This is a genomic window from Agromyces aurantiacus (assembly GCF_016907355.1).
Classification (GTDB): Bacteria; Actinomycetota; Actinomycetes; order Actinomycetales; family Microbacteriaceae; genus Agromyces; species Agromyces aurantiacus.
On record NZ_JAFBBW010000001.1, the window covers coordinates 3,683,537 to 3,706,346 of the forward strand.

At 73.9% G+C, this 22,810-nt stretch carries 17 protein-coding genes; 10 read left to right on the plus strand and 7 right to left on the minus strand.

Annotated features, from left to right (window positions below; genetic code table 11):
- Positions 1–103: 103 nt before the first annotated feature.
- From JOD46_RS17395 to JOD46_RS17410, 4 genes are all read left to right on the plus strand, one after another.
- Positions 104–1,327 carry a carboxylate-amine ligase gene (locus tag JOD46_RS17395; RefSeq protein WP_204395714.1) on the plus strand — a complete coding sequence of 408 codons (1,224 nt, stop codon included), beginning with the start codon at positions 104–106 and terminating at the stop codon, positions 1,325–1,327.
- 122 nt (positions 1,328–1,449) lie between these two features.
- The gene (locus JOD46_RS17400) at positions 1,450–2,325 is read left to right on the plus strand and encodes a TspO-related membrane protein (protein WP_204395715.1); all 876 of its coding nucleotides are present in this window, start codon (positions 1,450–1,452) and stop codon (positions 2,323–2,325) included.
- Between the two features lie 170 nt (positions 2,326–2,495).
- Positions 2,496–3,209 carry an alpha/beta hydrolase family protein gene (locus tag JOD46_RS17405; RefSeq protein WP_204395716.1) on the plus strand — a complete coding sequence of 238 codons (714 nt, stop codon included), beginning with the start codon at positions 2,496–2,498 and terminating at the stop codon, positions 3,207–3,209.
- Positions 3,210–3,289: 80 nt separating this feature from the next.
- Entirely contained in the window at positions 3,290–3,709 is a 420-nt protein-coding gene (locus JOD46_RS17410; RefSeq protein WP_204395717.1) for a TM2 domain-containing protein, read from the plus strand.
- Between the two features lie 24 nt (positions 3,710–3,733).
- On the opposite strand, the gene JOD46_RS17415 is transcribed toward JOD46_RS17410, so the two are convergent.
- The 4 genes from JOD46_RS17415 to JOD46_RS17430 form a co-directional block, all read right to left on the minus strand.
- Positions 3,734–4,489, minus strand: coding sequence for an SDR family NAD(P)-dependent oxidoreductase (locus tag JOD46_RS17415; protein ID WP_204395718.1), 756 nt, complete (start codon positions 4,487–4,489; stop codon positions 3,734–3,736).
- 178 nt (positions 4,490–4,667) lie between these two features.
- Positions 4,668–6,512 (minus strand): amidase, encoded by a 1,845-nt coding sequence (locus JOD46_RS17420; RefSeq protein ID WP_204395719.1) that lies wholly within the window; start codon positions 6,510–6,512, stop codon positions 4,668–4,670.
- Complete coding sequence (locus JOD46_RS17425) at positions 6,509–7,558, minus strand: agmatine deiminase family protein (protein ID WP_204395720.1); 1,050 nt, start codon at positions 7,556–7,558, stop codon at positions 6,509–6,511. Before JOD46_RS17425 ends, JOD46_RS17420 begins: the two co-directional genes overlap by 4 nt.
- Entirely contained in the window at positions 7,555–9,102 is a 1,548-nt protein-coding gene (locus JOD46_RS17430) for a purine-cytosine permease family protein (protein WP_204395721.1), read from the minus strand. Before JOD46_RS17430 ends, JOD46_RS17425 begins: the two co-directional genes overlap by 4 nt.
- 78 nt (positions 9,103–9,180) lie before the next feature.
- Between JOD46_RS17430 and JOD46_RS17435 the strand changes: the two genes are divergently transcribed.
- The 5 genes from JOD46_RS17435 (at position 9,181) to JOD46_RS17455 (ending at position 17,884) form a co-directional block, all read left to right on the plus strand.
- Positions 9,181–9,813 (plus strand): TetR/AcrR family transcriptional regulator, encoded by a 633-nt coding sequence (locus tag JOD46_RS17435; RefSeq protein ID WP_204395722.1) that lies wholly within the window; start codon positions 9,181–9,183, stop codon positions 9,811–9,813.
- A gap of 235 nt (positions 9,814–10,048) precedes the next feature.
- Complete coding sequence (locus JOD46_RS17440; protein WP_204395723.1) at positions 10,049–13,660, plus strand: TM0106 family RecB-like putative nuclease; 3,612 nt, start codon at positions 10,049–10,051, stop codon at positions 13,658–13,660.
- A 74-nt stretch (positions 13,661–13,734) separates the two neighbouring features.
- Complete coding sequence (locus JOD46_RS17445) at positions 13,735–14,025, plus strand: glutaredoxin family protein (protein WP_204395724.1); 291 nt, start codon at positions 13,735–13,737, stop codon at positions 14,023–14,025.
- A 143-nt stretch (positions 14,026–14,168) separates the two neighbouring features.
- Positions 14,169–16,718: a RyR domain-containing protein gene (locus JOD46_RS17450; protein ID WP_204395725.1), complete on the plus strand. Its 2,550-nt coding sequence runs from the start codon at positions 14,169–14,171 to the stop codon at positions 16,716–16,718.
- Positions 16,715–17,884 (plus strand): toll/interleukin-1 receptor domain-containing protein, encoded by a 1,170-nt coding sequence (locus JOD46_RS17455; protein ID WP_204395726.1) that lies wholly within the window; start codon positions 16,715–16,717, stop codon positions 17,882–17,884. Before JOD46_RS17450 ends, JOD46_RS17455 begins: the two co-directional genes overlap by 4 nt.
- 357 nt (positions 17,885–18,241) lie before the next feature.
- Here the strand turns inward: JOD46_RS17455 and JOD46_RS17460 are convergent, their stop codons facing one another.
- Positions 18,242–19,243 carry an LLM class F420-dependent oxidoreductase gene (locus tag JOD46_RS17460; RefSeq protein WP_204395727.1) on the minus strand — a complete coding sequence of 334 codons (1,002 nt, stop codon included), beginning with the start codon at positions 19,241–19,243 and terminating at the stop codon, positions 18,242–18,244.
- A gap of 74 nt (positions 19,244–19,317) precedes the next feature.
- Here JOD46_RS17460 and JOD46_RS17465 point away from each other — a divergent pair, with 74 nt between their 5' ends.
- Positions 19,318–19,812: a hypothetical protein gene (locus JOD46_RS17465; RefSeq protein WP_204395728.1), complete on the plus strand. Its 495-nt coding sequence runs from the start codon at positions 19,318–19,320 to the stop codon at positions 19,810–19,812.
- A 112-nt stretch (positions 19,813–19,924) separates the two neighbouring features.
- Here JOD46_RS17465 and JOD46_RS17470 read toward each other — a convergent pair whose 3' ends face one another.
- Together JOD46_RS17470 and JOD46_RS17475 are read right to left on the minus strand one after the other, a co-directional pair.
- A complete protein-coding gene (locus tag JOD46_RS17470) occupies positions 19,925–21,109 on the minus strand; it encodes a baeRF3 domain-containing protein (protein WP_204395729.1) in 1,185 nt (394 codons plus the stop codon).
- Between the two features lie 137 nt (positions 21,110–21,246).
- On the minus strand, positions 21,247–22,683 hold the full coding sequence (locus JOD46_RS17475; RefSeq protein ID WP_307835083.1) for an FAD-binding oxidoreductase: 1,437 nt from the start codon (positions 22,681–22,683) through the stop codon (positions 21,247–21,249).
- Between the last annotated feature and the right edge of the window lie 127 nt (positions 22,684–22,810).

The following is a 22,810-nucleotide window of genomic DNA, read 5'->3' on the forward strand; positions in this document are numbered from 1 at the left end:
GTCGGAAAGCCCTTGACACGACCTCCCGTGCGGCGCAGTCTGCCAGCAGCAGTCGCGCGGGCCGCTGGGGGGCGGAACCTGCGCGGCTGCGGGAGGGGCGGCGATGACGACGTTCGGCATCGAGGAGGAGTTCTTCTTCATCGACCCCTCGACGATGCTCCCAGCGGATGTCGCGGAGCAGGTCTACCGCCGGCTGGCGGCCGACCCGCGCTGGGGCGCCGTCACGCACCGGGAGTTCCTCGCATCGCAGGTCGAGCACGCGTCATCCGTCTTCACCGATCTCGGCGAGGCCGGCGCCGAGCTCGTCGGGTTCCGCCGCGAGGTCGACGCCGACGCCGGACGGTTCGCGGTGTCGGCCGCGAGCATCGGCACCACGCCCGACGCGCATCCGTTCCCCTCGATCACCGACACCGACCGGTACCACCGCATCGTCCGCGACATGGCGGGGGTCATCGCCGACCACCAGATGAGCGGACTGCACGTGCACGTCGGCATTCCGAGCCGCGAGCACGGCGTCGCGGTGCAGAACGCCGTGCGCCCGTGGCTGCCGCTCCTGATCGCGATGACGGGCAACTCGCCGTTCTGGCGCGGCAACGTCACCGGCTACGAGAGCTGGCGCACCATCCAGATGCGTCGCTGGCCGACGTCGGGCTGCCCGCCGCGGTTCCGCGACGCGGCCGACTACGACCGCCGGATCCGGCAGCTGCTCGGCCACGCCGGAACGACCGACCTCGCCCTCATCGCCTGGAACGTGCGCCTGTCGGAGCACCTGCCGACGATCGAGTTCCGGATGGCGGACGCGCAGCTCACCGCCGACGACACGCTGCTCGTCGCCGCGCTCTGCCGCGGGCTCGTGCTGCGCGCCGTCGACGAGTTCGACCGAGCGGGCCAGGATCACGAGGCGATGCTGCGCGGCCTGCGTCGGAGCGAGGATCCCGACCCCGACCTTCCGCCGGAGCTGCTCAGCGCGGGGATCGTGCACGGCGCGCACGCGGGGCTCGGGCGCGACGCGTTCGACCCCGCGACGGGCGACCTGCTGCCGGCCGCCGATCTGGTGCGGCGACTCGAGCGCTTCCTGGCCGAACCGCTCGATCGCGTGGGCGACCGCGCGATCGTCCACGACCTGCTGCGCCGGCTGCTGCGCGACGGCACCGGCGCCACCCGCCAGCTCGCGGCCTGGCGGCGCAACGGCAATGCCGGGCTGCGCCGGCTCTACGCCGCGTCGATCGCGGCGCCCGCATCGGTGCCGCCGGGCACCGCCCGGGTGTCGCGAGCCGCGGCGGCCGACGAGCCCGAGGAACCCCGGCTGGCCGGCGGGCTGGCGTGATCGCGGAGCGCTCGCGGCGGCCGCGAGATCAATCGAACGGTGGAGGCGACCGGGCGGCACTCGTCATACGGTGAGGGGACGCGATGGATCGCCGAGGGGATGCCGAGGAGGCGGGAGATCCGATGACCACGACCACGCACGACCGGAGCGCCGAGGCGACGACACGTCCCCCCGGCCCGTCCGACACGGTCCGCCAGCTCGTCGTGCTCGTCACGTCGCTGCTCGCCATCGCCGCCGCGTTCATCGGCTCGGGCGCCTTCGCGGGCCGGCCGATCCAGGAGGCCGCGGGCGGATGGCTCGACGCCGACTCCACGCTCATCGCCCCAGCCCGGCCGGCGTTCGGCATCTGGAGCGTCATCTACACGGGCCTGCTCGCCTACGCGCTGTGGCAGCTGCTGCCGGCCCAGCGCACGTCGGCGCGGCATCGGCGGATCGGCTACGCGGTGGCGGCGTCGCTCGTGCTGAACGCCGTGTGGATCGGCGTCGTCCAGTTCGACCTGCTCGGGCTCAGCGTCGTCGTGATCTTCGCGCTGCTCGCGGTGCTGGCCTGGCTGTTCGTGCAGATCCGGCGGATGCCGCCGCGCTCCGTCCTCGACGGGATCATCACCGACGGCTCCATCGGGTTGTACCTCGGCTGGGTCGTCGTGGCGACGGCGGCGAACACGACCGCGGCGCTCGCGGCATCCGGGTTCGACGGCTGGGGCATCGCACCGGTCGTCTGGGCCGTCATCGTCATCGCGGTCGCCGCGGGCGTCGGCGTGGCGATCGGGATCGCGGGCCGCGGCCGGCTCGCGCCGATGGTCTCGCTGTGCTGGGGGCTCGCGTGGCTCGGCGTCGCACGCCTGACCGACGAGCCGTCGTCGCAGGTCACCGGCATCGCGGCGTTCATCGCCGCGGGCGTGGTCGTCATCGCGACGGTCGGCGCGCGCATCGGCGCGATGGTCGTCGCGCGCGCCGACCGAATCGACCGCGAGGCGGAGGCCCGCGCGTCGACCTGACCCCCCGGGGGACGCTGCGCACGGCGCAGCACGCGGGACCGGGGTGTGGTTCGGGTCGCCCCGGTCTCGCGGTCCGTCCGGGCGGGGTCGTCCGGCGCCGCGGCGACCGGCGCCGCGGCGACCGGCGCCGCGGCGATCCGGTCCGGGCGCCCGGATGCCACGATGGAGGCATGCGCATCGACGAGGAGCCCCTCGAGATCGAGGTGGGCGACGGCATCGGCGCCGTGCCCGCGGTGCTCGCCCGCCCCGCCGGCGCCCGCGCCACGATCGTGGTCGCCCATGGCGCGGGCGCGGGGAAGGACCATCCGTTCCTCACCGGGTTCAGCCGGGCGCTCGCGGAACTCGGCTTCGCGAGCCTGCGGTTCGACTTCCCCTACGCGGCGGCCGGTCGCCGGTTCCCCGATCGCCCGCCGGTCGCCATCGCGACCTGGCACGCGGCGACGCAGGCCGCCCGCTCGCATGCGCCCGGCGACGAGCCGGTGTGGGCGTCGGGGAAGTCCTTCGGCGGTCGCATGGCCTCGATGGCGGCGGCCGAGGGGATGGAGGTCGCAGGGCTGGCCTTCCTCGGGTACCCGCTGCACCCCCCGGGCCGGCCCGACCGCTCGCGCGACGAGCACTTCGGCTCGCTGGTCGGCGTGCCGATGCTGTTCGTGCAGGGCCGCAACGACCCGTTCGCCATCCCGAACGAGCAGCTCGACGAGCTCGTGCGGCGCATCGGGCCGAGCGCGGTGCTCGAATGGATCGAGGGCGCCGGGCACTCGTTCGACGTGAAGGGCGCGAAGCGGCCGGCCGCCGAGGTGGGTGCGTCCCTCGCGCCGCGCGTCGCCGCGTTCGTCGACGCGCACGGCACGCCGGGGGCGACGGCGACGCCGCCCGGAAACTGAGGGACCTTCGACCTCGCGGCCGCCGCGCGCCGATCGCAGACTGGGCTCGCCGCGCACACCTGGCACGAGGGGAAGTCATCATGAGCGCCTATCCGCCCGCCGCGCCGGGACCGGCCGCGCCGAACCCGCACGTCGCACGCGCCTCGCAGGAGGCCACCTCCACCCGCTCGTTCATCGCGACGTGGCTGTTCGCGTGGTTCCTCGGGGTGCTCGGGGTCGACCGCTTCTACCTCGGCAAGGTCGGCACCGGCATCCTGAAGCTGCTGACCATCGGCGGGTTCGGCATCTGGTGGCTCGTCGACCTCGTGCTCACGCTCACCAACGCCCAGAAGGACAAGGACGGCCGCCGCGTGATCGGCACGCGGCAGGAGCAGACGATCGCCTGGATCGTCACGGCGGTCGGCGTCGTCGCCGGCTGGGTGATGAGCGCCGCGACGCAGGCCTTCTCGGTCCTCACCGACCAGGTGCTGCCGACGCTGCCGTGGTGGCCGGCGGGCTGAGCCGCGCCGGCCACCGGCCGCGGCTCAGACCGCCGTGTAGCCGCCGTCGACGAGGTGGTAGCTGCCCGTGATGAAGCTCGCGGCGTCGCTCGCGAGGAACGCGACGAGCGCCGCGACCTCCTCGGGCTGGCCGAGCCGGCCGATGGGGTGCTTGCCGACCAGGAACTCCTGCGTGGCCTCGTCGAGGTTCGCGTCGATCAGCGGCGTCTTGATGAACGCCGGCCCGACCGAGTTCACGCGCACGCCCTCCGTGGCGTACTCGAGCGCGGCGTTCTTGGTGAGGCCGACGAGGCCGTGCTTGGCGCTGACGTAGGCCGACGAGTTCGCGAACCCCACGGTGCCGAGGATCGACGCGATGTTGACGATCGCCCCACCGCCGTTCTCGGCGATCGCGGGCAGTTGCGCCCGCATGCCGTGGAAGACGGAGCTGAGGTTGACCGCGATGACCTTGTCCCAGCTGTCGACCGGGTACTCGCCGATCGGCGCGGCCGCACCGCCGATGCCGGCGTTGTTCACCGCGATGCGCAGCGGCGCGAGCGCGTTCGCGGCGTGGATCGACGCGTCGACCCACGCGGGGTCGGTCACGTCCCCGACCGACGCCTCGGCGTCGCCGCCGGCCGCGCGGATCTCGTCGACGACGGCGTCGGCGTGGTCGCCGTTCATGTCGTTGACGAGCACCGACGCGCCGTTCGCCGCGAGCAGCAGCGCCACGGCGCGGCCGATGCCGCTGCCTCCCCCGGTCACGATCGCCGATCGGTCCGCCACGTCGTACTGGGCCATGAGCCTGTCTCCTCCGGTCGATTGCTCGGTTCCGGCGGGCGGATGCCTCGGGCCTCCGCCCGCCGTCCCCTCACCGTAGGCACGTCGCGGCGCGCGCGGACAGGGCCTTGCGTCCCATCCGCGGCCGGAGTCGGTCGAGCAGCGTCAGCCGAACGGCGGCATCAGCCGAGCGGCGGCGTCAGCCGAGCGGCGGCGTCCGAGGCGGCGCGACGCGTCGGGGCGCGAGGGCCTCGAACGCGGCGGCCAGGCGCAGCAGGGCCGAGTCGTCGTGGGCGCGTCCGGCGAAGGTGAGGCCCACGGGCATCCGGATGTCGCTCATGAGGCCCATCGGCACGGTCACCGTCGGGATCCCGAGGTGGCGGGGCACGAGGTTGCCGTTGGCGACCCAGACGCCGTTGCGCCAGCCGAGGTCGGCCGAGGCGGGGTTCACGTCCATGTCGGCGGGGCCGACGTCGGCGACCGCGGGGAAGGCGACCGCGTCGAGTCCGAGCTCGTCCATCCACTGCTCGAGGTCGACGCGGCGGGTCTCCTCGAGGCCGCGCAGGCCCCCCTCGAGCTCGGCCATGTCGGCCCACGTCGCTCCGGGGTGCGCGCGCACCCAGCCCGGATACTCGGCGATGTCGTCGTCGAAGCCCGTGTAGCGATCGGGCAGCGCGCCCTCGGGCTGCGGGAAGATCCGGGCGCCGTCGACGTCGGCGAGCGTGTGCAGCGCGGGGTCGCCGTTGGCCTGCAGGAAGTCCTCCCACGCCCACGCCGACAGGTCGACGATCTCGCGCCTGAGGTACTCGGGGCTCACGAGCCCGCGCGTCGCGATGGTCGGCGCGCCCGGCCGGTCGCCCTCGTAGTTCGAGACGACCGGGAAGTCGACGAGCACGACCTCGGCGCCGGCGGCCTCGAGGTCGCGGCGAGCGGCATCCCACAGCTCGATCACGCTCGCGCGCGTCTCGATGCGCTGCCCGGTCGGGCCGCCGATGCCGACCGCGCCACCGGGCTCGGCCGTGCCCGCGTCGGGATCGGCGTTCACGTACATGCGCGGCACGCCGATGCGCGTGCCCGCGAGCGGCCCGCGCACCGCGCGCGCCGCGCGTGCACCCGCGCCGGGGTCGTTCCGCGACGGCTCGGCGGGCTGCGCCGGCTCCGGATGACGCGAAGCGACCCCCTGCGCGGATGGCTCGGGAGCCGACCCGGGCAGCAGGTCGAGGTACGAGTCCGGGCGCACGGCGGATGCCGCGGGCAGCGCGATCCACGGCTGCGCGCGCCAGAAGTCGCCGCGGGTCTCGGGGTCGTCGGCGACGATCACGTCGAGCACCTCGAGCAGGTCGGCAATGGTGCGCGTGTGCGGCACGACGACGTCCATGGTCGGCACGAGCGGCCAGTTGCCGCGCACCGAGATGACGCCGCGGCTCGGCGTGTAGGCGCACAGCGCGTTGTTCGAGGCGGGCGCGCGCCCCGACGACCAGGTCTCCTCGCCGAGGCCGAACGCCGCGAACGACGCCGCGGTCGCGGTGCCCGAGCCGTTGGACGAGCCCGAGCCGAACGCGGCCGTGAGGTACTCGGCGTTGTACGGGCTCTCGGCGCGGCCGTAGACGCCGCGCTGCATGCCGCCGTTGGCCATCGGCGGCATGTTCGTCAGGCCCAGGCAGATCGCTCCGGCGCCACGCAGCCGCTCGATCGTGAACGCGTCGCGCTGCGCGACGAGGTGCTCGAACGCGGGGCTGCCCGCTGCGGCCGTCAGGCCCTTCACGAGGTAGGAGTCCTTCGCGGTGTAGGGGATGCCGTCGAGCGGGCCGAGCACCTCGCCGCGAGCGCGGCGCTCGTCGGAGGCCTGCGCGTCGGCGAGCGCGTCGGGATTGCGCACGACGACCGCGTTGAGCGAGGTGCCGGTGCCGGGCGCGTCGTACGCGTCGATGCGCGCGAGGTACGCCTCGACGAGCTCGACCGCGGTCGTCCGGCCCGACTCGAGCGCCGCGCGCAGGTCGGCGATCGAGGCCTCGACGACGTCGATGCCCGGGGCGGCGCTCATCGGGCGACCTCCGCGGAGGTCAGCGCGGGCTGCTGCTGCGTGATGCAGTGGATGCCGCCGCCGCGCGCGAAGATCGGGCGCGAGTCGACGGTGACGACCCGCCGCCCCGGGTAGGCGTCGGCGAGGATCGCGGCGGCGCGCGCGTCGGCCTCGGGCTCGCCGAATCCGCAGGCGACCACGCCGTCGTTGACGACGAGGTGGTTCACGTAGCTCCAGTCGACGAAGCCCTCGTCGTCGCGCAGCGTCGCGGGCGCGGGAAGGCCGACGATCTCGAGCGCGCGGCCCGCGGCATCCGTCTGCCCCTCGAGCAGCTCGCGCAGCTCGCTCGTGACGGCGTGGTCGGGGTGGCCGGGGTCGCGCTGGTCGTGGAGCAGCACCCGCCCGGGCGCGGCGAACGTGGCGACGATGTCGACGTGCCCGTTCGTGCCGAAGTCGTCGTAGTCGCGCGTGAGGCCGCGCGGCAGCCAGATCGCCTTCGTGGTGCCGATCGTGCGGGCGAGCTCGGCCTCGACGCGCGCGCGGTCGGCATACGGGTTCCGACGCGGGTCGAGCTGCACGGTGTCGGTGAGCAGCACGGTGCCCTCGCCGTCGACGTGGATGCCGCCGCCCTCGTTCACGAGCACCGAGCTCACGAGCTCCGCGCCGACGTGGGCCGCCGCGAACCGGGCGATCTCGGCCGACACGCGCCACTCGGCCCACTCCGGCGCGCCCCAGCCGTTGAAGATCCAGTCGACCGCGCCGAGCACGCCGGGGCGCTCGTCGTCGACCACGAACGTGGGGCCGAAGTCGCGCATCCAGAACTCGTCGAGCGGCGCCTCGAGGATCTCGACGTGCGAGCCGAGCATGCGCCGGGCGCGGTCGAGCTCGGTCGGGTCGACGACCATCGTCACGGGCTCGAACTCGGCGACGGCGTGGGCGACCGCGGTCCACGCCGCGTAGCCCTCCTCGCGCTCGGACGCCTCGGAGCCGAGGGTCAGGCCCTCGCGGGGGAACGCCATCCAGGTGCGTTCGTGCGGGGCGGTCTCGGATGGCATGCGCCAGTTCATGCGGGTTCCTCCTGGGTGCGGGCGGATGCCGCGGCATCCGTGGTCTCGATGATGACAGCGTGGGGGTCGGATGTCGCGGCCGGCCGCTTCGCCGGGTCGCGGTACGGGTCGATGGTCAGCCACAGGCCGGCGTACAGTGCGGCGGCGAGCACGGGCCCGACGACCGCCGAGAGGTCGGCGCCGCCGAGCGCCTGCGAGATCGGGCCGACCCACAGCGTGGTGTTCGCCGACATGACGGCGACGGCCGTCGCGACGACCATGGCGATCGCGCCGGCGGGGAACACGCCGCCGCGATACCAGAACGGGCTCGCCGGCGACGTGTCGGCGAGCGCGCGGCCGTCGTATCGGTTGCGGCGCAGCACGATGTCGATCGCGTAGATCGAGACGAGCGGTCCGAACACGGTGACCGAGAGCTCGAGCGACGCGCCCAGCACGTCGAGGAAGCTCGGCGTGAGGAAGAGCACCCAGCCCGCGGCCGCGGTCGCGACCACGCCGGTGACGACGGTCGTCGCGGCACGCGAGACGCGCGCGCCGAGGGCTTGGGCGTAGAAGCCCGTGGAATAGGCCACGAGCACGTTGTTGGCGATGCTCGAGAGCACGATCATGGCGAGGAACACGGGAGTGAACCACGCGGGCACGATCTCGCCGATGGTCAGCTGCGGGTCGGTCATGTCGATCGCGGTTCCGGCCACGGCACCGAGCGCGCCGATGAGCACCGCGGGCAGGAAGCCGCCGAGGGCGGTGTACCCGGCCACCTTGCGCTTGGAGACGTTCGCGGGCAGGTAGCGGGCGTAGTCGGCGCCCGTGCCCCACGAGAGCGGGCTCGAGGCGACGATCGCGAACCCCAGCATGACGAGCGCCCAGTGGTCGGCCACGGGGAGCGGCTCGACGGCGTACGCCCAGTCGGCCGTGTCGAACACGAAGACCGCGAGCACCGCGAACACCACGGCGAGCGCCGCCGAGAACCAGGGCGCGAGCGCGAGGATCGTCGCGTGGCCGTAGACGCCGATGACGAAGCTCAGCGCGCCCACGACGAGCAGCACCGCCCACTCGCCGCCGGGAGGGAGGCCGATGCCGAAGGCGCCGAGCAGCGCGAGCGCGGCGAGGGTCGCGAACGCGACGTTGATGACCTCGTAGAAGAGGCCGATGAGCACGCCCAGGCCGGCCCCGAAGACGGTGTTGCCGCGCACGCCGAACATGGCCCGCATGATCGTGACGCTGGGCGATCCGGCGGCCGGGCCGCTGACCGCGAGCCAACCGACGAGCGCCCACCAGAGGTTGCCGACGACCGTGATCGCGAGCGCCTCCCAGAGCGGCAGGCCGAGCAGCATGAGCACGCCGCCGACGACGAAGTAGAGGTACGCGACGTTCGCCGACATCCACACCCAGAACAGGCTCGAGGGTCGGCCGTGCCGGTCGGACTCGGGGACGGCCTCGATGCCGTGCGTCTCGATGCGACCCACTCGGTCGGATGCCGGGTCGTGGATGTCGCTCGTGCCGGCCGGGGGCGCGGCCCCCGTGGCCTCGTCGGTGCGGATGCTCATGCGGAACCTCGTCGTTCGCGGCGGACTTTATTGATCATGTGATCAATAGTGTGGAAGGCTACATAGACTGGCGGCACGATGTCAACACCCACCCGCACGCGGGCCTCGCGGAAGAGCCCTGCCGAGCGATCGGCCGAGATCGCGGATGCCGCCCGCGAGGTCGCGCTCGAGCACGGCCTCGCCGCGGTGACCCTGCGCTCCATCGCGGCCCGCGTGGGCGTCGCCCCGGCCCTGGTGGCGCACTACCAGCCCAACATGGACGCGCTCGTCGCGGCCACCTTCGGCCGCGTCGTCTCCGACGAGCTCGCCGAGGTCCGCGACCTCGTCGACGCCCTGCCGACGCCGCGCGAACGCCTCGCAGCCCTGCTCGACACCCTGCTCGACGGCACGCGCGACGAGGTCACCGTGATCTGGGTCGAGTCCTGGGCGCTCGGCCGCCGCAACGAGGCGCTCGCCGAACGCGTGCGCCAGGAGATGGACGACTGGCGCGGATTCGTGCAGGGCATCGTCGAGGCGGGCGTCGCCTCCGGCGAGTTCGAGACGGATGACGCGGCCTCCGTCGCCTGGCAGCTGCTGGGCATGATCGACGGGCTCAACGCGCACGCCCTGGTGCGCTGGGAGGACGCGACCGACCGCGGCTCGCGCATCGGCCACGCCGTCGAGGGCATGCTCGGACTGCCGCGCGGCGCGCTCGCGCCGGCGCGCGGCTGAGCCGCGGCATCCGCCCCGCCCTCAGTCGTCGTGGCGGGCGTCCCACTCGTCGGCGAGACGCTTCGGCGGCCAGCCGGGCGTCCGCCACGACCTCCTCGAGACCTCGTGACCTCCGGCCGCACCATGGGGAAGGTCGTCCCGACGCGCTGAGCGTGCGCGCGCGGCCGGGGCCCGGCGGTGCGTCGATGTCGGATGCCGCGGCTAGCGTGGTCTCGACGACGACGGAGGGAGCCCGATGTACCTGGTAGGCGAGACCGTCGTCACGAGCGCGAGCGACCTGAAGAAGGCGTCCGACTGCGAGTTCGCGTTCCTGCGCGAACTCGACGTCAAGCTCGGCCGCGAGACGCTCTTCGAACCGGTCGCCGACGCGATGCTCGAGCGGGCCGGACGGCTCGGCGACGAGCACGAGATCCGGGTGCTCCAGCGCTACCGCGACGAGTTCGGCGGGGGCGTCGTCGAGATCGCGCGCCCCGACCTCCGCGATGCCGACCAGGTCACGGCGGCGGTCGAGGCGACCCGCGAGGCGTTCGCCTCGGGTGCGCCGGTGGTGTTCCAGGCGACGTTCGTCGACGACGGCTTCGTCGGCTTCGCCGACTTCATCGTGCGGCAGCCCGACGGCCGCTACCTCGTGCAGGATTCCAAGCTCGCCCGCCGGGCACGCGTCACCGCGCTGCTCCAGCTCGCGGCCTACGCGACCCAGCTCGACCGGCTGGGCATCCCGCGCGCCGACACCGTCGAGCTGCTGCTCGGCGACGGCACCACGAGCTCGCACCGGCTCGAGGACATCGAGCCGGTCTACCTCCTCCGCCGCGATCGGCTCCGGCAGATCGTCGACGAGCGCGTCGCGGCCGACGGTCCCGTCGAGTGGGGCGATCCGCGCTACACGCTCGACGGCCGCTGCCCCACGTGCGATCTCGAGGTGCAGGCCAACCGCGACCTGCTGCTCGTGGCGGGGCTGCGCATCACGCAGCGGGCGCACTTCCTCGAGGCGGGCATCACCACCATCGACGAGCTCGCCGCGTCATCCGGGCCCGTCGAGGGCGTGCTCGACGCGACGCTCGACGCGCTGCGCGTGCAGGCGCAGCTGCAGCTCGCCGCCGAGGCGAACGAGCTCGCGGCCGCGGCATCCGGCGAGCGCGCTCCCGACGCCCCGCCGCTCCCGCCGCCCGTCGTCGTGCGCGAGCCGGGCGCGCTCGCGGCGATCCCCGAGCCCGATGCGGGCGACCTGTTCTTCGACTTCGAGGGCGACCCGCTCTACACCGAGGGTCCGGCCACCGACTGGGGCCTCGACTACCTGTTCGGCATGATCGACACGGCCGAGCGGTTCACGCCGATCTGGGCGCACAGCTTCGCCGAGGAGCGCGAGGCGCTCCTGGAGTTCCTCGCGTTCGTGAAGGAGCGCCGCGAGCGACACCCGAACCTGCACATCTACCACTACGCCAGCTACGAGCGCACGCACCTCACGTCGATCGCGGCGCGCCACGGCGTCGGCGAGGCCGAGGTCGACCAGCTGCTCGCCGACGGCGTGCTCGTCGACCTCTATCCGATCGTCAAGCGCGCGGTCCGCGTCGGCAGCCGGTCCTACTCGATCAAGAAGCTCGAGCCGCTCTACATGGGCGCCGAGCTGCGCGAGGCCGATGTGAAGTCGGGCGGCGACTCGATCCTCGAGTACGTCCGCGCACGCGAACTGCAGGCGACCGGCGGCGTCGACCCGGCCACCGGGCTCTCCGGTCCCGAGGCCGCGCAGGTCGTACTCGACGACCTCGCCGAGTACAACCGGTACGACTGCGTGTCGACGCTGCGGCTGCGCGACTGGCTGCTCGGCCTGGCCCGCGAGCGCGGCATCGCGCCGGTGCCGGCGCTGCTGCTCGCCGAGCCCACCGGCAAGCACTACGCCGCGAGCCCGCTCGCCGTCGAACTCGACCGGCTCGCGGGCCCCGACGAGGCACGGCGGGGCGACCCCGACCGCACCGCGCTCGCCCTCGCCGCCGCCGCGATCGACTACCACGACCGCGAGATGAAGACCTTCTGGTGGGGGCACTTCTTCCGCGTCGAGCAGCCGCTCGAGGCCTGGGAGGATCACCGCGACGTCCTCGTCGTCGATCCGGCCCGCACGCTCGTGCTCCAGGACTGGTACCGCGAGGGCCGGATGCAGCAGGACCGCCGCGAGCTGCTGCTGCGCGGTCGCGTCGCGCCCGGGTCGCGGTTCAGCCCCGGCGCCGACCTCTACCTGCTCTACGAGTGGCCCGCGCCGTTCCCATCCGACGTGCGGCGCCCCGGCTCGCGCGCGTCGACGCGCGCGACCGTGATCGAGGCGACCGCCGACGGCGTGCGCATCGCCGAGCGCTCGGTCGCCGGCGAGACGTGGCGCGAGCTGCCCGCGGCGCTCGTGCCGGGCAACCCCCCGCCCGCCGGCCGCCAGAAGGATGCGATCGCCGAGTGGGCGCGCCCCATCGTCGAGCAGCACCCGCGGTGGCCGAAGGACGCCGCGATCGACCTGCTGCGCCGCATCCCGCCGCGCACGCGCTCGGGCTCGCTCGCCCCGCTGCCCGACCACGAGTACGTCGGCGCAGTGGTCCGCTCGCTCGGCGACCTCGACGACTCCTACCTCGCGGTGCAGGGTCCCCCCGGCACCGGCAAGACCTACGTCGCGTCGCGCGTCATCGCGCGCCTCGTCGGCCACCACGGGTGGAAGGTCGGCGTCGTCGCGCAGTCGCACGCCGTCGTCGAGCACCTGCTCGACGCGATCGTGTCGGCCGGCCTCGACTCGCGCCTCATCGCCAAGGCGCCGAAGGAGCGCGACGAGCCGGTCGAACGCGGCTGGACCGCGATCGAGAAGGACGGCGCGTCGGCGTTCATCGCGGCGCACCAGTCGACCGGGTTCGTCTACGGCGGCACCGCCTGGGACTTCGCGAACGCCGGCCGCGTCGGCCGCCGCGCACTCGACCTGCTCGTCATCGACGAGGCCGGCCAGTTCTCCCTCGCGTCGACCATCGCCGCGTCGGTCGCCGCTCGCCGGCTGCTCCTGCTCGGCGACCCGCAGCAGCTCCCGCAGGTCAGCCAGGGCACGCACCCCGAGCCGGTCGACATGTCGGCGCTCGGCTGGATCGCGGACGGCCACGATGTGCTCCCGCCCGAGCTGGGCTACTTCCTCGCCGAGAGCCGCCGCATGCACCCCGCGCTGGCCGCACCGGTGTCGCAGCTCTCGTACGAGGGCGAACTCGAGTCGCACTCGTGCGCGGCGCTCCGGCGCATCGAGGGCGTCGAGCCGGGTCTCACCCCGGTGCCGATCGAGCACGAGGGCAACACGACCGAATCGGCGGAGGAGGCGAGCGAGGTCGTGCGGATCGTCGCATCCGTGCTCGGCCGGCCCTACGTCGGCACGACCGACGGGCCCGACGGACCGCAGGCCGCCGAGGCGCGGCCGCTCGCGCAGTCCGACCTCATCGTCGTCACGCCGTACAACGCCCAGCTCGCACTCGTGCGCGACGCGCTCGACCGGGCCGGCTACCGCGACATCCCGGTCGGCACGGTCGACAAGTTCCAGGGCCAGGAGGCCGCCGTCGCGATCGTGTCGCTCGCGGCGTCATCCGCCGCGGCGGCGCCACGGGGCGTCGAGTTCCTGCTGCTGAAGAACCGGCTCAACGTCGCGATCTCCCGCGCCCAGGTCGCGGCGTTCCTCGTCTACTCCCCGGGCCTGCTCGACGCGCTCCCGCGCACGCCCCAGGGGGTCGCCCAGCTCAGCGCCTTCGCCCGGCTCGTCGACGTCGAACTGCCGTCCCTCGACCGCGCACCGGCCGGGCTCGCGACGTCCGATCGGGCCGAGCCGGCCGCGGCGCCCGCCTGATCCGGCCGGGCGACTCGGGCCTAGCGCCCGGAAGGCTGAGAATACCTCACAGGGTATCCACGTAGGGTATCGGCATGACCTCCCCCAGCGATCTCGCCCCTGCCCGGATCACGATGTACGGCGCCGCCTGGTGCGGCGACTGCCGTCGGTCGAAGGCCCTGCTCGACCGACGCCGCGTCGAGTACGACTACGTCGACCTCGAGGTCGTCGTCGAGGGGGCTGCGCGTGCCAAGGCGATCTCCGGGCGCACGAACATCCCCGTGATCGTCTTCCCCGACGGCGCGCACTTCACCGAGCCGACCGACGCCGAGCTCGGCGCGAAGCTCGACGAGGTCGAGCAGCAGGGCGACGGCGCGGCCGCCTGATCGCGGCATCCGACCCCGACACGACGCGAACGGCCCGTCGCCCCTCGGCGGCGGGCCGTCGGCGTGCCCGGGGACCTTCGCCCCTGCCGCGCCGCGCGATGCGCCCGCACGCTGGAGCCAGGCAGTCCTGACGGGAGACGTCCATGGCCAGCTCCGACCCGGAACCCGGCGCACACCCGGGACCGCTCGTCGTCGTCGCCGGGGACGTCACGGTCGACTGGAACCTCGCCCGGCGGCCGGTGTCGGCGCAGGCGCAGTCGCAGTCGCAGTCGGACGGTGGCCGGGCGCCCCACCGCGGCGGCGCGGCCCTGCTCGGCGATCTGATCGCGCTCACGGCCGCCGGGATGCCCGACCGCCGGCCTGCGCGGGTCAGCCCGCCCGAGCCGTTCGGCACGGTCGCGCCGGGAGACGGACGCCACAACCACTCCTACGCGGTCTGGAACCCGGCCGCGGGCGGCGATGGGTCGAGCGCACCGGCATGGCGTGTCGGCACGTTGCTCGGCACCGACCGAGCACGCTCGGACGAGCGCACGCGGCAGGAGTGGCAGCGCCTGGCGTCGGCGGCGGCGCGCGCCGACGTGATCGTGCTCGACGACGCCGACCTGGGCTTCCGCGACCTCTCCGACGCGACGGTGTGGGAGGCGACGCGGGCGAGGCGGCCGTGGATCGTGCTGAAGCAGTCGAGGCGCATCGCGCAGGGCCCGCTGTGGGAGCACCTGACCGCCGACGCGGCCGACCGGCTCATCGTCGTCGTCGCGATCGACGACCTCCGCGCCGACGAGATCCAGGTGAGCCGGGCGCTCTCGTGGGAGCGCACCGCCCAGGACCTGCTGTGGGAACTCGTCAACGCCCCCGCCATGAACGCCCTCTCGCAGGTCGCCCACACGCTCGTGTCGTTCGGACCGTCCGGCGCCATGCTCGTCTCCCGGGACGCCCACGCGCCGCATCCGAGCTGCACGCTCTTCTACGACCCCGCGATCGCCGAGGGCGGCTGGGAGCTCGAGCACGCCGACGGGGTCATGGGCGGCACCGACTGCCTCGTCGCGGCGATCGCGTGCCGACTCCTGGGACGGCCGGAGACCCCGGACCTCGGCGGCGCGGTCGAGGACGGCGTCGCCGCGGCGCGGCTGCTGCACGTGCGCGGCTACGAGGAGGCCGGACCCGGTCGCACCGACCTGGCCTTCCCGCTCGACGCCGTGGCCGGGGCCCTGCGATCCGAGTCGGAGCCGCTCGTCGCGGTCGCGGTCCCCGAGCCGTCGGCGGACCGGTACTGGACCATCCTCGAGGACCGGTGCCGCGGGGCCCTCGACGCCACCGCGGCCGACGTGGTACGACGCGGCCCCTCCGCCGCGCTCGCGGGCGTGCCGCTGGGCCGCTTCGCGAGCCTGACGACCGCCGATCGCAGCGAGATCGAGTCGTTCCGCGGCGTCGCGGCGCTCATCGGCGAGTACCTCACCTCGCCCGCGACCGCACCGCTCTGCATCGGCGTCTTCGGGCCGCCGGGCGCCGGCAAGTCGTTCGGCGTGAAGCAGGTCGCGAAGGCCGTCGCGGGCGGCCGGGTGAGCTCCGCGCTCGAGTTCAACCTGGCGCAGCTCGGCTCGACCGACGAACTCGCCGACGCGTTCCACGTCGTCAGGGACACCGCCCTGTCGGGCCGGATCCCGCTCGTGTTCTGGGACGAGTTCGACAGCGACCTGATGGGCGAACCGCTCGGATGGCTGCGGCACTTCCTCGCCCCCATGCAGGACGGCGAGTTCCGCCACGGCCAGCTCACGCACCGCATCGGACGGGCCATCTTCGTGTTCGCGGGCGGCACGGCCGCGCGCGTCGAGGAGTTCGGCCGTGGACTCGGGGAGGCGGACTTCCGCCGAGCCAAGGGACCCGACTTCGTCAGCCGGCTCCGCGGCTTCGTCGACGTCCTCGGGCCGAACGCGCACGGCCCGCAGGACCACTACGCCGTCATCCGTCGAGCGCTCCTGCTCCGCGCGATCCTCGAGCGGCAGGCCCCGCAGCTCTTCGACGGCTCGCGCCTGCGCATCGACAGCGGAGTGCTTCGCGCCTTCCTCGAGGTATCGGAGTACCGGCACGGTGCGCGCTCGCTCGAGGCGATCGTCGCTTCGTCGCACCTCGCGGGTGCGAGCACCTACGCGCGGTCCGCCCTGCCGCCGACCGCGCAACTCGGCCTGCACGTCGAGCCGGAGGACTTCGAATCGCTCGTGCAGCATCCCGACCTGGAGGGAGCGCTCCTCGAACGCCTCGCCCGCGCGGCCCACCGCGTGTACGAGGAGCGCCTCCCCGGCAGCCGGACGCTGGTCGCCTTCGACGACCTTCCGTCGTACCAGCGGGAGCAGAACCGCGCGAACGTGCGCGACATCCCGACCAAGCTCGCACGGATCGGCTGCGTCATGGTGCCGGCGAGCGCGGCGGCCGCGCCCACGGAGCTCACCGCCGACGAGGTGGAGCGCCTCGCGGAGGACGAGCACGCGCGCTGGCTGCGCGACCTCGGGCCCGGATGGCAGTACGGCGCGACGAGCGACCCCGAGCGGCGGATCCACGAGGCCTACCTGCCATGGCCGGCGCTGCCCGACGACCAGCGCGACAAGGACCGCGAGCTGGTCCGCCGGATCCCGACGATCATCCGCGAGGCCGGGTACGCCATCGTCCGCACCCACCGGATGCCGGGGGCGCCGTGACGCACGAGGTGTTCATCTGCCACGCCTCCGAGGACAAGCCGATCGCGGACGGCGTGTGCGCGGTGCTCGAGCAGGAGCGGATCCCGTGCTGGATCGCGCCGCGCGACATCCTGCCCGCCGACGACTACGGCCGGGCCATCCTCGAGGCGATCACCTCGAGCCGGCTCGTCGTGTTCGTCTTCTCGGCGAGCGCCAACGCGTCGCCGCACATCCGCCGCGAGCTCGAGCTCGCGGTGAGCAACGGCATCCCCATCCTGCCGTTCCGCGTCGAGGACACCCTCCCCTCGGAATCGCTCCAGTACTACCTCGGCGGCATCCACTGGCTCGACGCGCTGACCCCGCCCATGGAGGCGCACCTGCACCACTTGGCCGGGACCGTGCGCGTGATCCTGGATCGCGACCAGCCGACGCTGCGCGGCAACCGGGCGGCGACAGCGGCGGGGGCGGCGCCCGGGGCGCCGGCATCGCCCGGGGGCTCGGCGCCGCCGGCCCCAGCACCCGCGGCGCCGGCTGCGGCGTCGGCGACGTCTCCGCCCACGGTGCAGCCTCCACCCGCGGCGTCGGCACCGCCCGGCGGGCCGCCGCCGGCGACACCGCCCGCGACACCGCCCGCGGCCTCGCCTCGGCAGTCGCCCGCTGCGCGCCGACGATCACCGCTGCTCTGGGTGCTCATCGGCGTCGGGGTGCTGGTCCTGGCCGGCGCCGGCGTCGCGATCGCCCTCGCGACAGGCCTCATCGGCGGCGGCGAGAGCGGCACCGGAGGTTCGACCGCGACTCCCGGCGCGAGCACCTCGCCCGAGATGGTCCTGTCGGAGCGCTCGTGCGAACTGCTCGATCCGGCGGATGTCACGGCCGTCTACGGCGCGGGCGCGGGTCCGCCGACCCCCGCGGGCGACGGGTACTGCGACTTCGCCGCGTACGAGTCGATCACGATCTACGTCGAGCCCGCGGGAGCGGCCGATCTCGCGGAGTGGCGCTCGACCGCGCCGGCCGGCACCGTCGACCTCCCCGACCTCGGCGGCGGGGCGTACCAGCAGCCCGACGGGACGCTGCTCGTGTACGACCCGCAGCGCGAGATCATCTTCCTCATGCTCACCGGCGGGAGCACCGACGACGACTACCGCCGCCTCGTCGAGCTCGCCGGTCTCGTCGTCGCGACCTCCTGACCCACGCGCCCACCACCCCTCCCGAATCCCGCCTTCGCGCGGGTGCACCCGCAAATACCCGGGACTCGCAAGCCAACCGCACCCCACCCACCCCGAATCCCGCCTTCGCGCGGGTGCACCCGCAACAACCCGGGACTCGGAAGCCAACCGCACCACTCTCGCCCCCGCGAAGCGCTCGCCACCCCGGGGCGAGCATCCCGAATCCCGCCTTCGCGCGGGTGCACCCGCAACAACCCGGGACTCGCGATGAACGAGTATCCCGCGCGATCGAGCGACGAGGCTCCGAGATGACACGAACGGCGCGTCCCGACAGCGGGAAGCGCCGTTCACGTCATCTCACGGCCGAGGGGGCCGGGCTCAGCGCAGCGCGGGAAGCACCTCGCGCTCGTACAGGTCGAGCACCGACGTGTCGAACGCGAGCTCCGGGAAGTAGTGGATCGCGTAGCCGAGACCGCGGCGCTTCATGTCGAGCAGGCGCTCGATCACCTGGTCGACCGTGCCGACCGCGATCGCCGCGTGGGAGCGGTAGTCGCCAATGAAACGACGGGTCGCACCGGTGCCGAGGTACGGCGCGACGCGCGCCTCGAGGCGCTCGAGGCGCGCCGCGACATCCGCCTCGGACGTGCCGATCACCGTGTTGAAGTTGGCGCTGCGCACGATCGAGTCGAAGTCGCGCCCGAGCCGGTCGGTGTGCCCGCGCAGCACCTCGCTCTTGTGGCTGAACTCGTCGGGGCTGCCGTAGAAGTTCGTGTACGCGGCGTACTTCGCCGCGATCTTCAGCGTCACCTTCTCGCCGCCGCCGGCCACCCACATGGGAATGCCGCCCTCCTGGAGCGGCTGCGGCTGGAAGATCGCGCCGTCGACGGTGTAGTGCTCACCGGAGAAGTTCGCGCGCCCGGTGGCCCACGCCTGGTGCATGATCTCGACGCCCTCGCGCAGCATCCGCAGCCGCTCGGGGGCGTCGGGGAACCCGTAGCCGTACGCGCGCCACTCGTGCTCGTACCATCCGGCGCCGATGCCCATCTCGAGCCGGCCGCCCGAGATGACGTCGACCGTCGCGGCGACCTTCGCGAGGTAGGCCGGGTTGCGGTAGGCCATGCACGTGCACATCTGGCCGAGCCGCACGCGCGAGGTCGACGCGGCGAACGCCGACATGAGCGACCACGCCTCGTGCGTGGCCTCGGTCTCGCTGTGCACCGGCACCGTGTGGAAGTGGTCGTACACCCAGATCGACTCCCACGGCGACCCGTCGCGGTCGGCGTGCGCGGCGAGGCCGTGCATGGTCGACCAGTGCTCGGCGGGGTCGATGCCGACGAGGTCGTGGCGCCATCCCTGGGGAACGAAGTATCCGAATCGCATCCCGTCAGCCTACGGCCGCGGTTTCAGCGCCAGCACTGAGGCCGCCGGGCCTTGACTTCCGTATCGTCCGGAGCATGCACGACCCGACCGATCATGCGCATGTGCACACCGAGGACCTGATCGCCGTCGCGATCACGACGGGCGGCGTCCGCGTCATCCACCTCTCCGGCGTCGCCAGCTGCCCGAGCGAGCTGTGGCGCGTCGAGATCGTCCCGTCCGGTCCGACCCTTCCCGGCAGCGCGAGGCCCGAGCGGCTCACGCTGGGCGTGCGCGGCACGCCGCCGCGTCGGCGCGGCCGCACGCGCTCGGCGCGCGTGAGCTTCGAGGCGATCATCGAGGACTCGCGCACGCGCGAGGTCGAGGTGCGCCTGGAGTGCCAGCCGCCCGTGGTCGTGCCGGTGCTCGAGGCGAACGGGTCGTTCGGCTCGAGCGCGCGCGCCACCCGACCGGACGCCCGCGATATCCAGGGTGCTCGTCCCGAGCGGGTCATGGCGAGAACGGATGGCGCGCGGCCCGCCGCACCCGTGGGCGCGCGGGGCTTCGCCGTGGCGCGCACCAGCGCGGTCTGACGCCCGGCACCGCCGCCGTGCATGAACGGCGGGCGCTCGCGTCGCCGCACGGCCGCTCGAGCAGGGCAGCAGCGCCGGCCGCCGGCGCCGCCGTCCGCCGTCCGCTTCCGGCCTACGTCAGCGCGAACCTCAGCTCGGCGATCGCCGGCCCCTGCCACACCGTGTCGTCGAGGTCCTCGCCGCGCACGGTGACGACCTTGCCGCCGCGCGAGAGCACGAGCATCGCGAGCTGCGGCAGCAGGTCGCCGGCGTGCCGGCCGTCGGAGAGGGCCTGGCCGCTGCCGTTCCCGGTCGCGAACTCGACGGCCCCGGACTCGGGGTCGATCGTGCCGTTGACCGAGGTGGTGAAGTCGAACCACAGGGTCTCGACGGCGCCCTCGGCGGCGAGCCGGCCGATCGCGGCGAGGTCGCGCTCGACGCGACCGGCGCTGCCGTCGGCGAGCCGCTGCAGGGCGGCCTTCGCCTCGTCGACGTTGAGCTGGGCGAGGCGTCGTCGCAGTTCCTCGTCGATCTCTGCGGCGCCGAGCCGATCGGGCCCGCCCTGCACCGGGATCACGCGCCGGCCGTTGCGCGCACGCTCGAGGAACGAGCTGAGCATGGGCTCGGCCGCGAACACGAACAGCGGCACGCGCTCGTCGGCGTCGTGCGTCATGAGCTCCTGGCGCACCGCGTCGGCGACGCGCTTGGCGTAGATGTCGTGCTGCTCGGGGCGTCGGTCCTCCTCGCTCATGCCGCGGTCGCCGTGCCCGCCGGTGCGTCGCTGGCCGGCGTCGCCGCGTTCGCGGTTGGTCGCCTCCTCCATGTTCTTGGGCAGGCTCGGATCGAGCGGCATCTGCTCGGCGCGCGCGGTCGGCTCCGCGTGCCACAGGCTCCACTCGTTCGACGAGAGGCAGACCGCGAAGGCCTCCTGGTCTTGGCTGGGTGCGCGCAGGAGCTGTCCGAGGGTGAAGTGCGAGCCGACGTGCACGGCGTCGTCGAGCCGGTTCGGCAGCACGTACACGTCGGTGAAACCCGGGGCGACGAAGATCGCGAGCGAGCGGGCGAGCCCGCTCCAGATGTCCTTGTCGGCGACCACCGCGTCGCGCCCGGTCTTGAGCGCGTCGACCTCGGACGCGTCGGCGTCCATCGCGCGGAGGCGCTCGAACGCCTCGTCGAAGAGGCTGCGCACGGCGACTTCGGCACGCTCGCGCTCGCTCACGACGGGTGAGGTCGATGCGTAGACCGTGATGGCCGGATGGTGCTCGCCTTGCAGCGCGGCGAAATCGGTCGTGGTGGGCAGTTCGTAGTGGACCGTCATGCATCCTCCCCCGAGATGGGCGACGACGTCGTCGCACCCCCCAGCCTATGAAGGGCGCGTCGCGAGCGACACCCCCGATACGGATCGACCGGGCCCGGCAGGTCGCCGGGCCCGGTCGGGCGAGGGGATGCGTCGCCTCAGCGCCGCACGGGGTGGTTCGAGCGGATGACGCCCGCGGGGTCGATCGCGGACTTGAGCGCGCGCAGTCGCGCGAGCCGTCCGTCGTCGCCGAAGAACCGCTCGCCGGTCTCGGGCCGCTCGGTGAAGTTGAGGTACGCGACGGGCGCGCGCCACGGCTCGATGCGGGCGAACAGGCGGCCGAGCGAGGCGATCACGGCCTCGATCGTCTGGGGCGCGGCGATGCCGACCGCGTACACGGCGTAGCGGCCCTCGAAGCCGGCGATCGCGCCCGGCGCCGGCAGGCCGGCCTCGGCGGCGATCTCGATCGCGGCAGCGGGCTCGAAGGCGCCACCGAGGTGGCGGATCTCGGCCGAGAGCAGCGCGGTGTCGGCGTCGGGGCCGACGCCGTCGACGAACGCGCGCACGGCCTCGGCCGGCAGGTCGGCGAGCATCATGCCGTCGCCGTGGCCGGGGGTCGGCCCGGGCGGGTCCATGTGCAGCTGCAGCAGGTCGGCGGGCGCCTGCGGGTGCACGGTGTCGATCTCGGGGTGCAGGGCGCGCAGCGGGGCGAGCAGCTCGTCGGTGCGCTCCGGCGACTCGAGCGACACGGCCTCGACGACCACGAAGGAGCGGCCGGACAGGAACGGGGGCAGGTCGGGGATGGGCGGGAACCGCAGCACGCGCCCGACGGAGGTGACGGTGTCGGGCACCGACCGGGTCCACTCGGCCCAGGTCTCGAGGACCTCGCGGGTGCGCTCGATCGGGAAGAACAGCGTGCCGGCGACGACCTGCGCGATCTCGAACAGCCGGAACTCGATCGCGGTCACGACGCCGAAGTCGCCGCCGCCGCCGCGCACGGCCCAGAACAGCTCGGCGTCGTGCTCGGCGTCGACGCGGCGGAACTCGCCGTCGGCCGTCACGAGCTCGACGGCCACGACGTGGTTGGCGGCGAGCCCGTGGGCGCGGCCGAGGAACGACACGCCCCCGCCGAGCGTGTACCCGACGACGCCGACGTCGTGGCTCGACCCGGCGAGCGCGGCGAGCCCGTGCGGCGCCGTCGCGGCGACGACGTCGCCCCACAGGGCACCGGCCTCGACGCGGGCGATCCGCTGGTTCGGGCGCACCTCGACGGCGCGCAACTCGTGCGTCTTCAGCAGGATGGCGTCGGCGAGGCCGTCGCCCTCGGCGAGCGGCGCGGCGTTGTGGCCGGTGCCCTGCGGCGCGACGCCGAGCCCGAGCTCGCGTGCGGCCCGGACGGTGCGGGCGACGTCGGCGGCGGACGCCGCGATCACGACGGCCGCGGGGCGCTGGTCGACGGCGAGGTTCCAAGCCGAGCGGGCGGCGTCCCAATCGGCGTCGCCGGGCAGCACGAGCCGTCCGTCGAGGCGTTCGGCGAGCATCGCGAAGGCTTCGCGGAGCGAGAGGGCGGGGGTGTCGAAGGCGAGGGAGTTCACTGGTGGTTCCTTTCACGGCGTGGGGGTCGCGGGCCGGGCGGCGGATGATGCCTGGTTCCGACGGCCGCCCGGATCTCCGGGGGCGCGCACGACCAGGTTCCATCCAATGCGGAGGTGCCGGCGCGGG

What these genes read in the sequence shown, in the direction of transcription:
- JOD46_RS17410 (WP_204395717.1), top strand. Translation starts at nt 3,290, where the DNA reads ATGAGCGCCTATCCGCCCGCCGCGCCGGGACCGGCCGCGCCGAACCCG.
- JOD46_RS17425 (WP_204395720.1), bottom strand. Translation starts at nt 7,558, where the DNA reads ATGAACTGGCGCATGCCATCCGAGACCGCCCCGCACGAACGCACCTGG.
- JOD46_RS17450 (WP_204395725.1), top strand. Translation starts at nt 14,169, where the DNA reads ATGGCCAGCTCCGACCCGGAACCCGGCGCACACCCGGGACCGCTCGTC.
- JOD46_RS17395 (WP_204395714.1), top strand. Translation starts at nt 104, where the DNA reads ATGACGACGTTCGGCATCGAGGAGGAGTTCTTCTTCATCGACCCCTCG.
- JOD46_RS17435 (WP_204395722.1), top strand. Translation starts at nt 9,181, where the DNA reads ATGTCAACACCCACCCGCACGCGGGCCTCGCGGAAGAGCCCTGCCGAG.
- JOD46_RS17460 (WP_204395727.1), bottom strand. Translation starts at nt 19,243, where the DNA reads ATGCGATTCGGATACTTCGTTCCCCAGGGATGGCGCCACGACCTCGTC.
- JOD46_RS17420 (WP_204395719.1), bottom strand. Translation starts at nt 6,512, where the DNA reads ATGAGCGCCGCCCCGGGCATCGACGTCGTCGAGGCCTCGATCGCCGAC.
- JOD46_RS17470 (WP_204395729.1), bottom strand. Translation starts at nt 21,109, where the DNA reads ATGACGGTCCACTACGAACTGCCCACCACGACCGATTTCGCCGCGCTG.
- JOD46_RS17405 (WP_204395716.1), top strand. Translation starts at nt 2,496, where the DNA reads ATGCGCATCGACGAGGAGCCCCTCGAGATCGAGGTGGGCGACGGCATC.
- JOD46_RS17465 (WP_204395728.1), top strand. Translation starts at nt 19,318, where the DNA reads ATGCACGACCCGACCGATCATGCGCATGTGCACACCGAGGACCTGATC.
- JOD46_RS17415 (WP_204395718.1), bottom strand. Translation starts at nt 4,489, where the DNA reads ATGGCCCAGTACGACGTGGCGGACCGATCGGCGATCGTGACCGGGGGA.
- JOD46_RS17445 (WP_204395724.1), top strand. Translation starts at nt 13,735, where the DNA reads ATGACCTCCCCCAGCGATCTCGCCCCTGCCCGGATCACGATGTACGGC.
- JOD46_RS17400 (WP_204395715.1), top strand. Translation starts at nt 1,450, where the DNA reads ATGACCACGACCACGCACGACCGGAGCGCCGAGGCGACGACACGTCCC.
- JOD46_RS17430 (WP_204395721.1), bottom strand. Translation starts at nt 9,102, where the DNA reads ATGAGCATCCGCACCGACGAGGCCACGGGGGCCGCGCCCCCGGCCGGC.
- JOD46_RS17440 (WP_204395723.1), top strand. Translation starts at nt 10,049, where the DNA reads ATGTACCTGGTAGGCGAGACCGTCGTCACGAGCGCGAGCGACCTGAAG.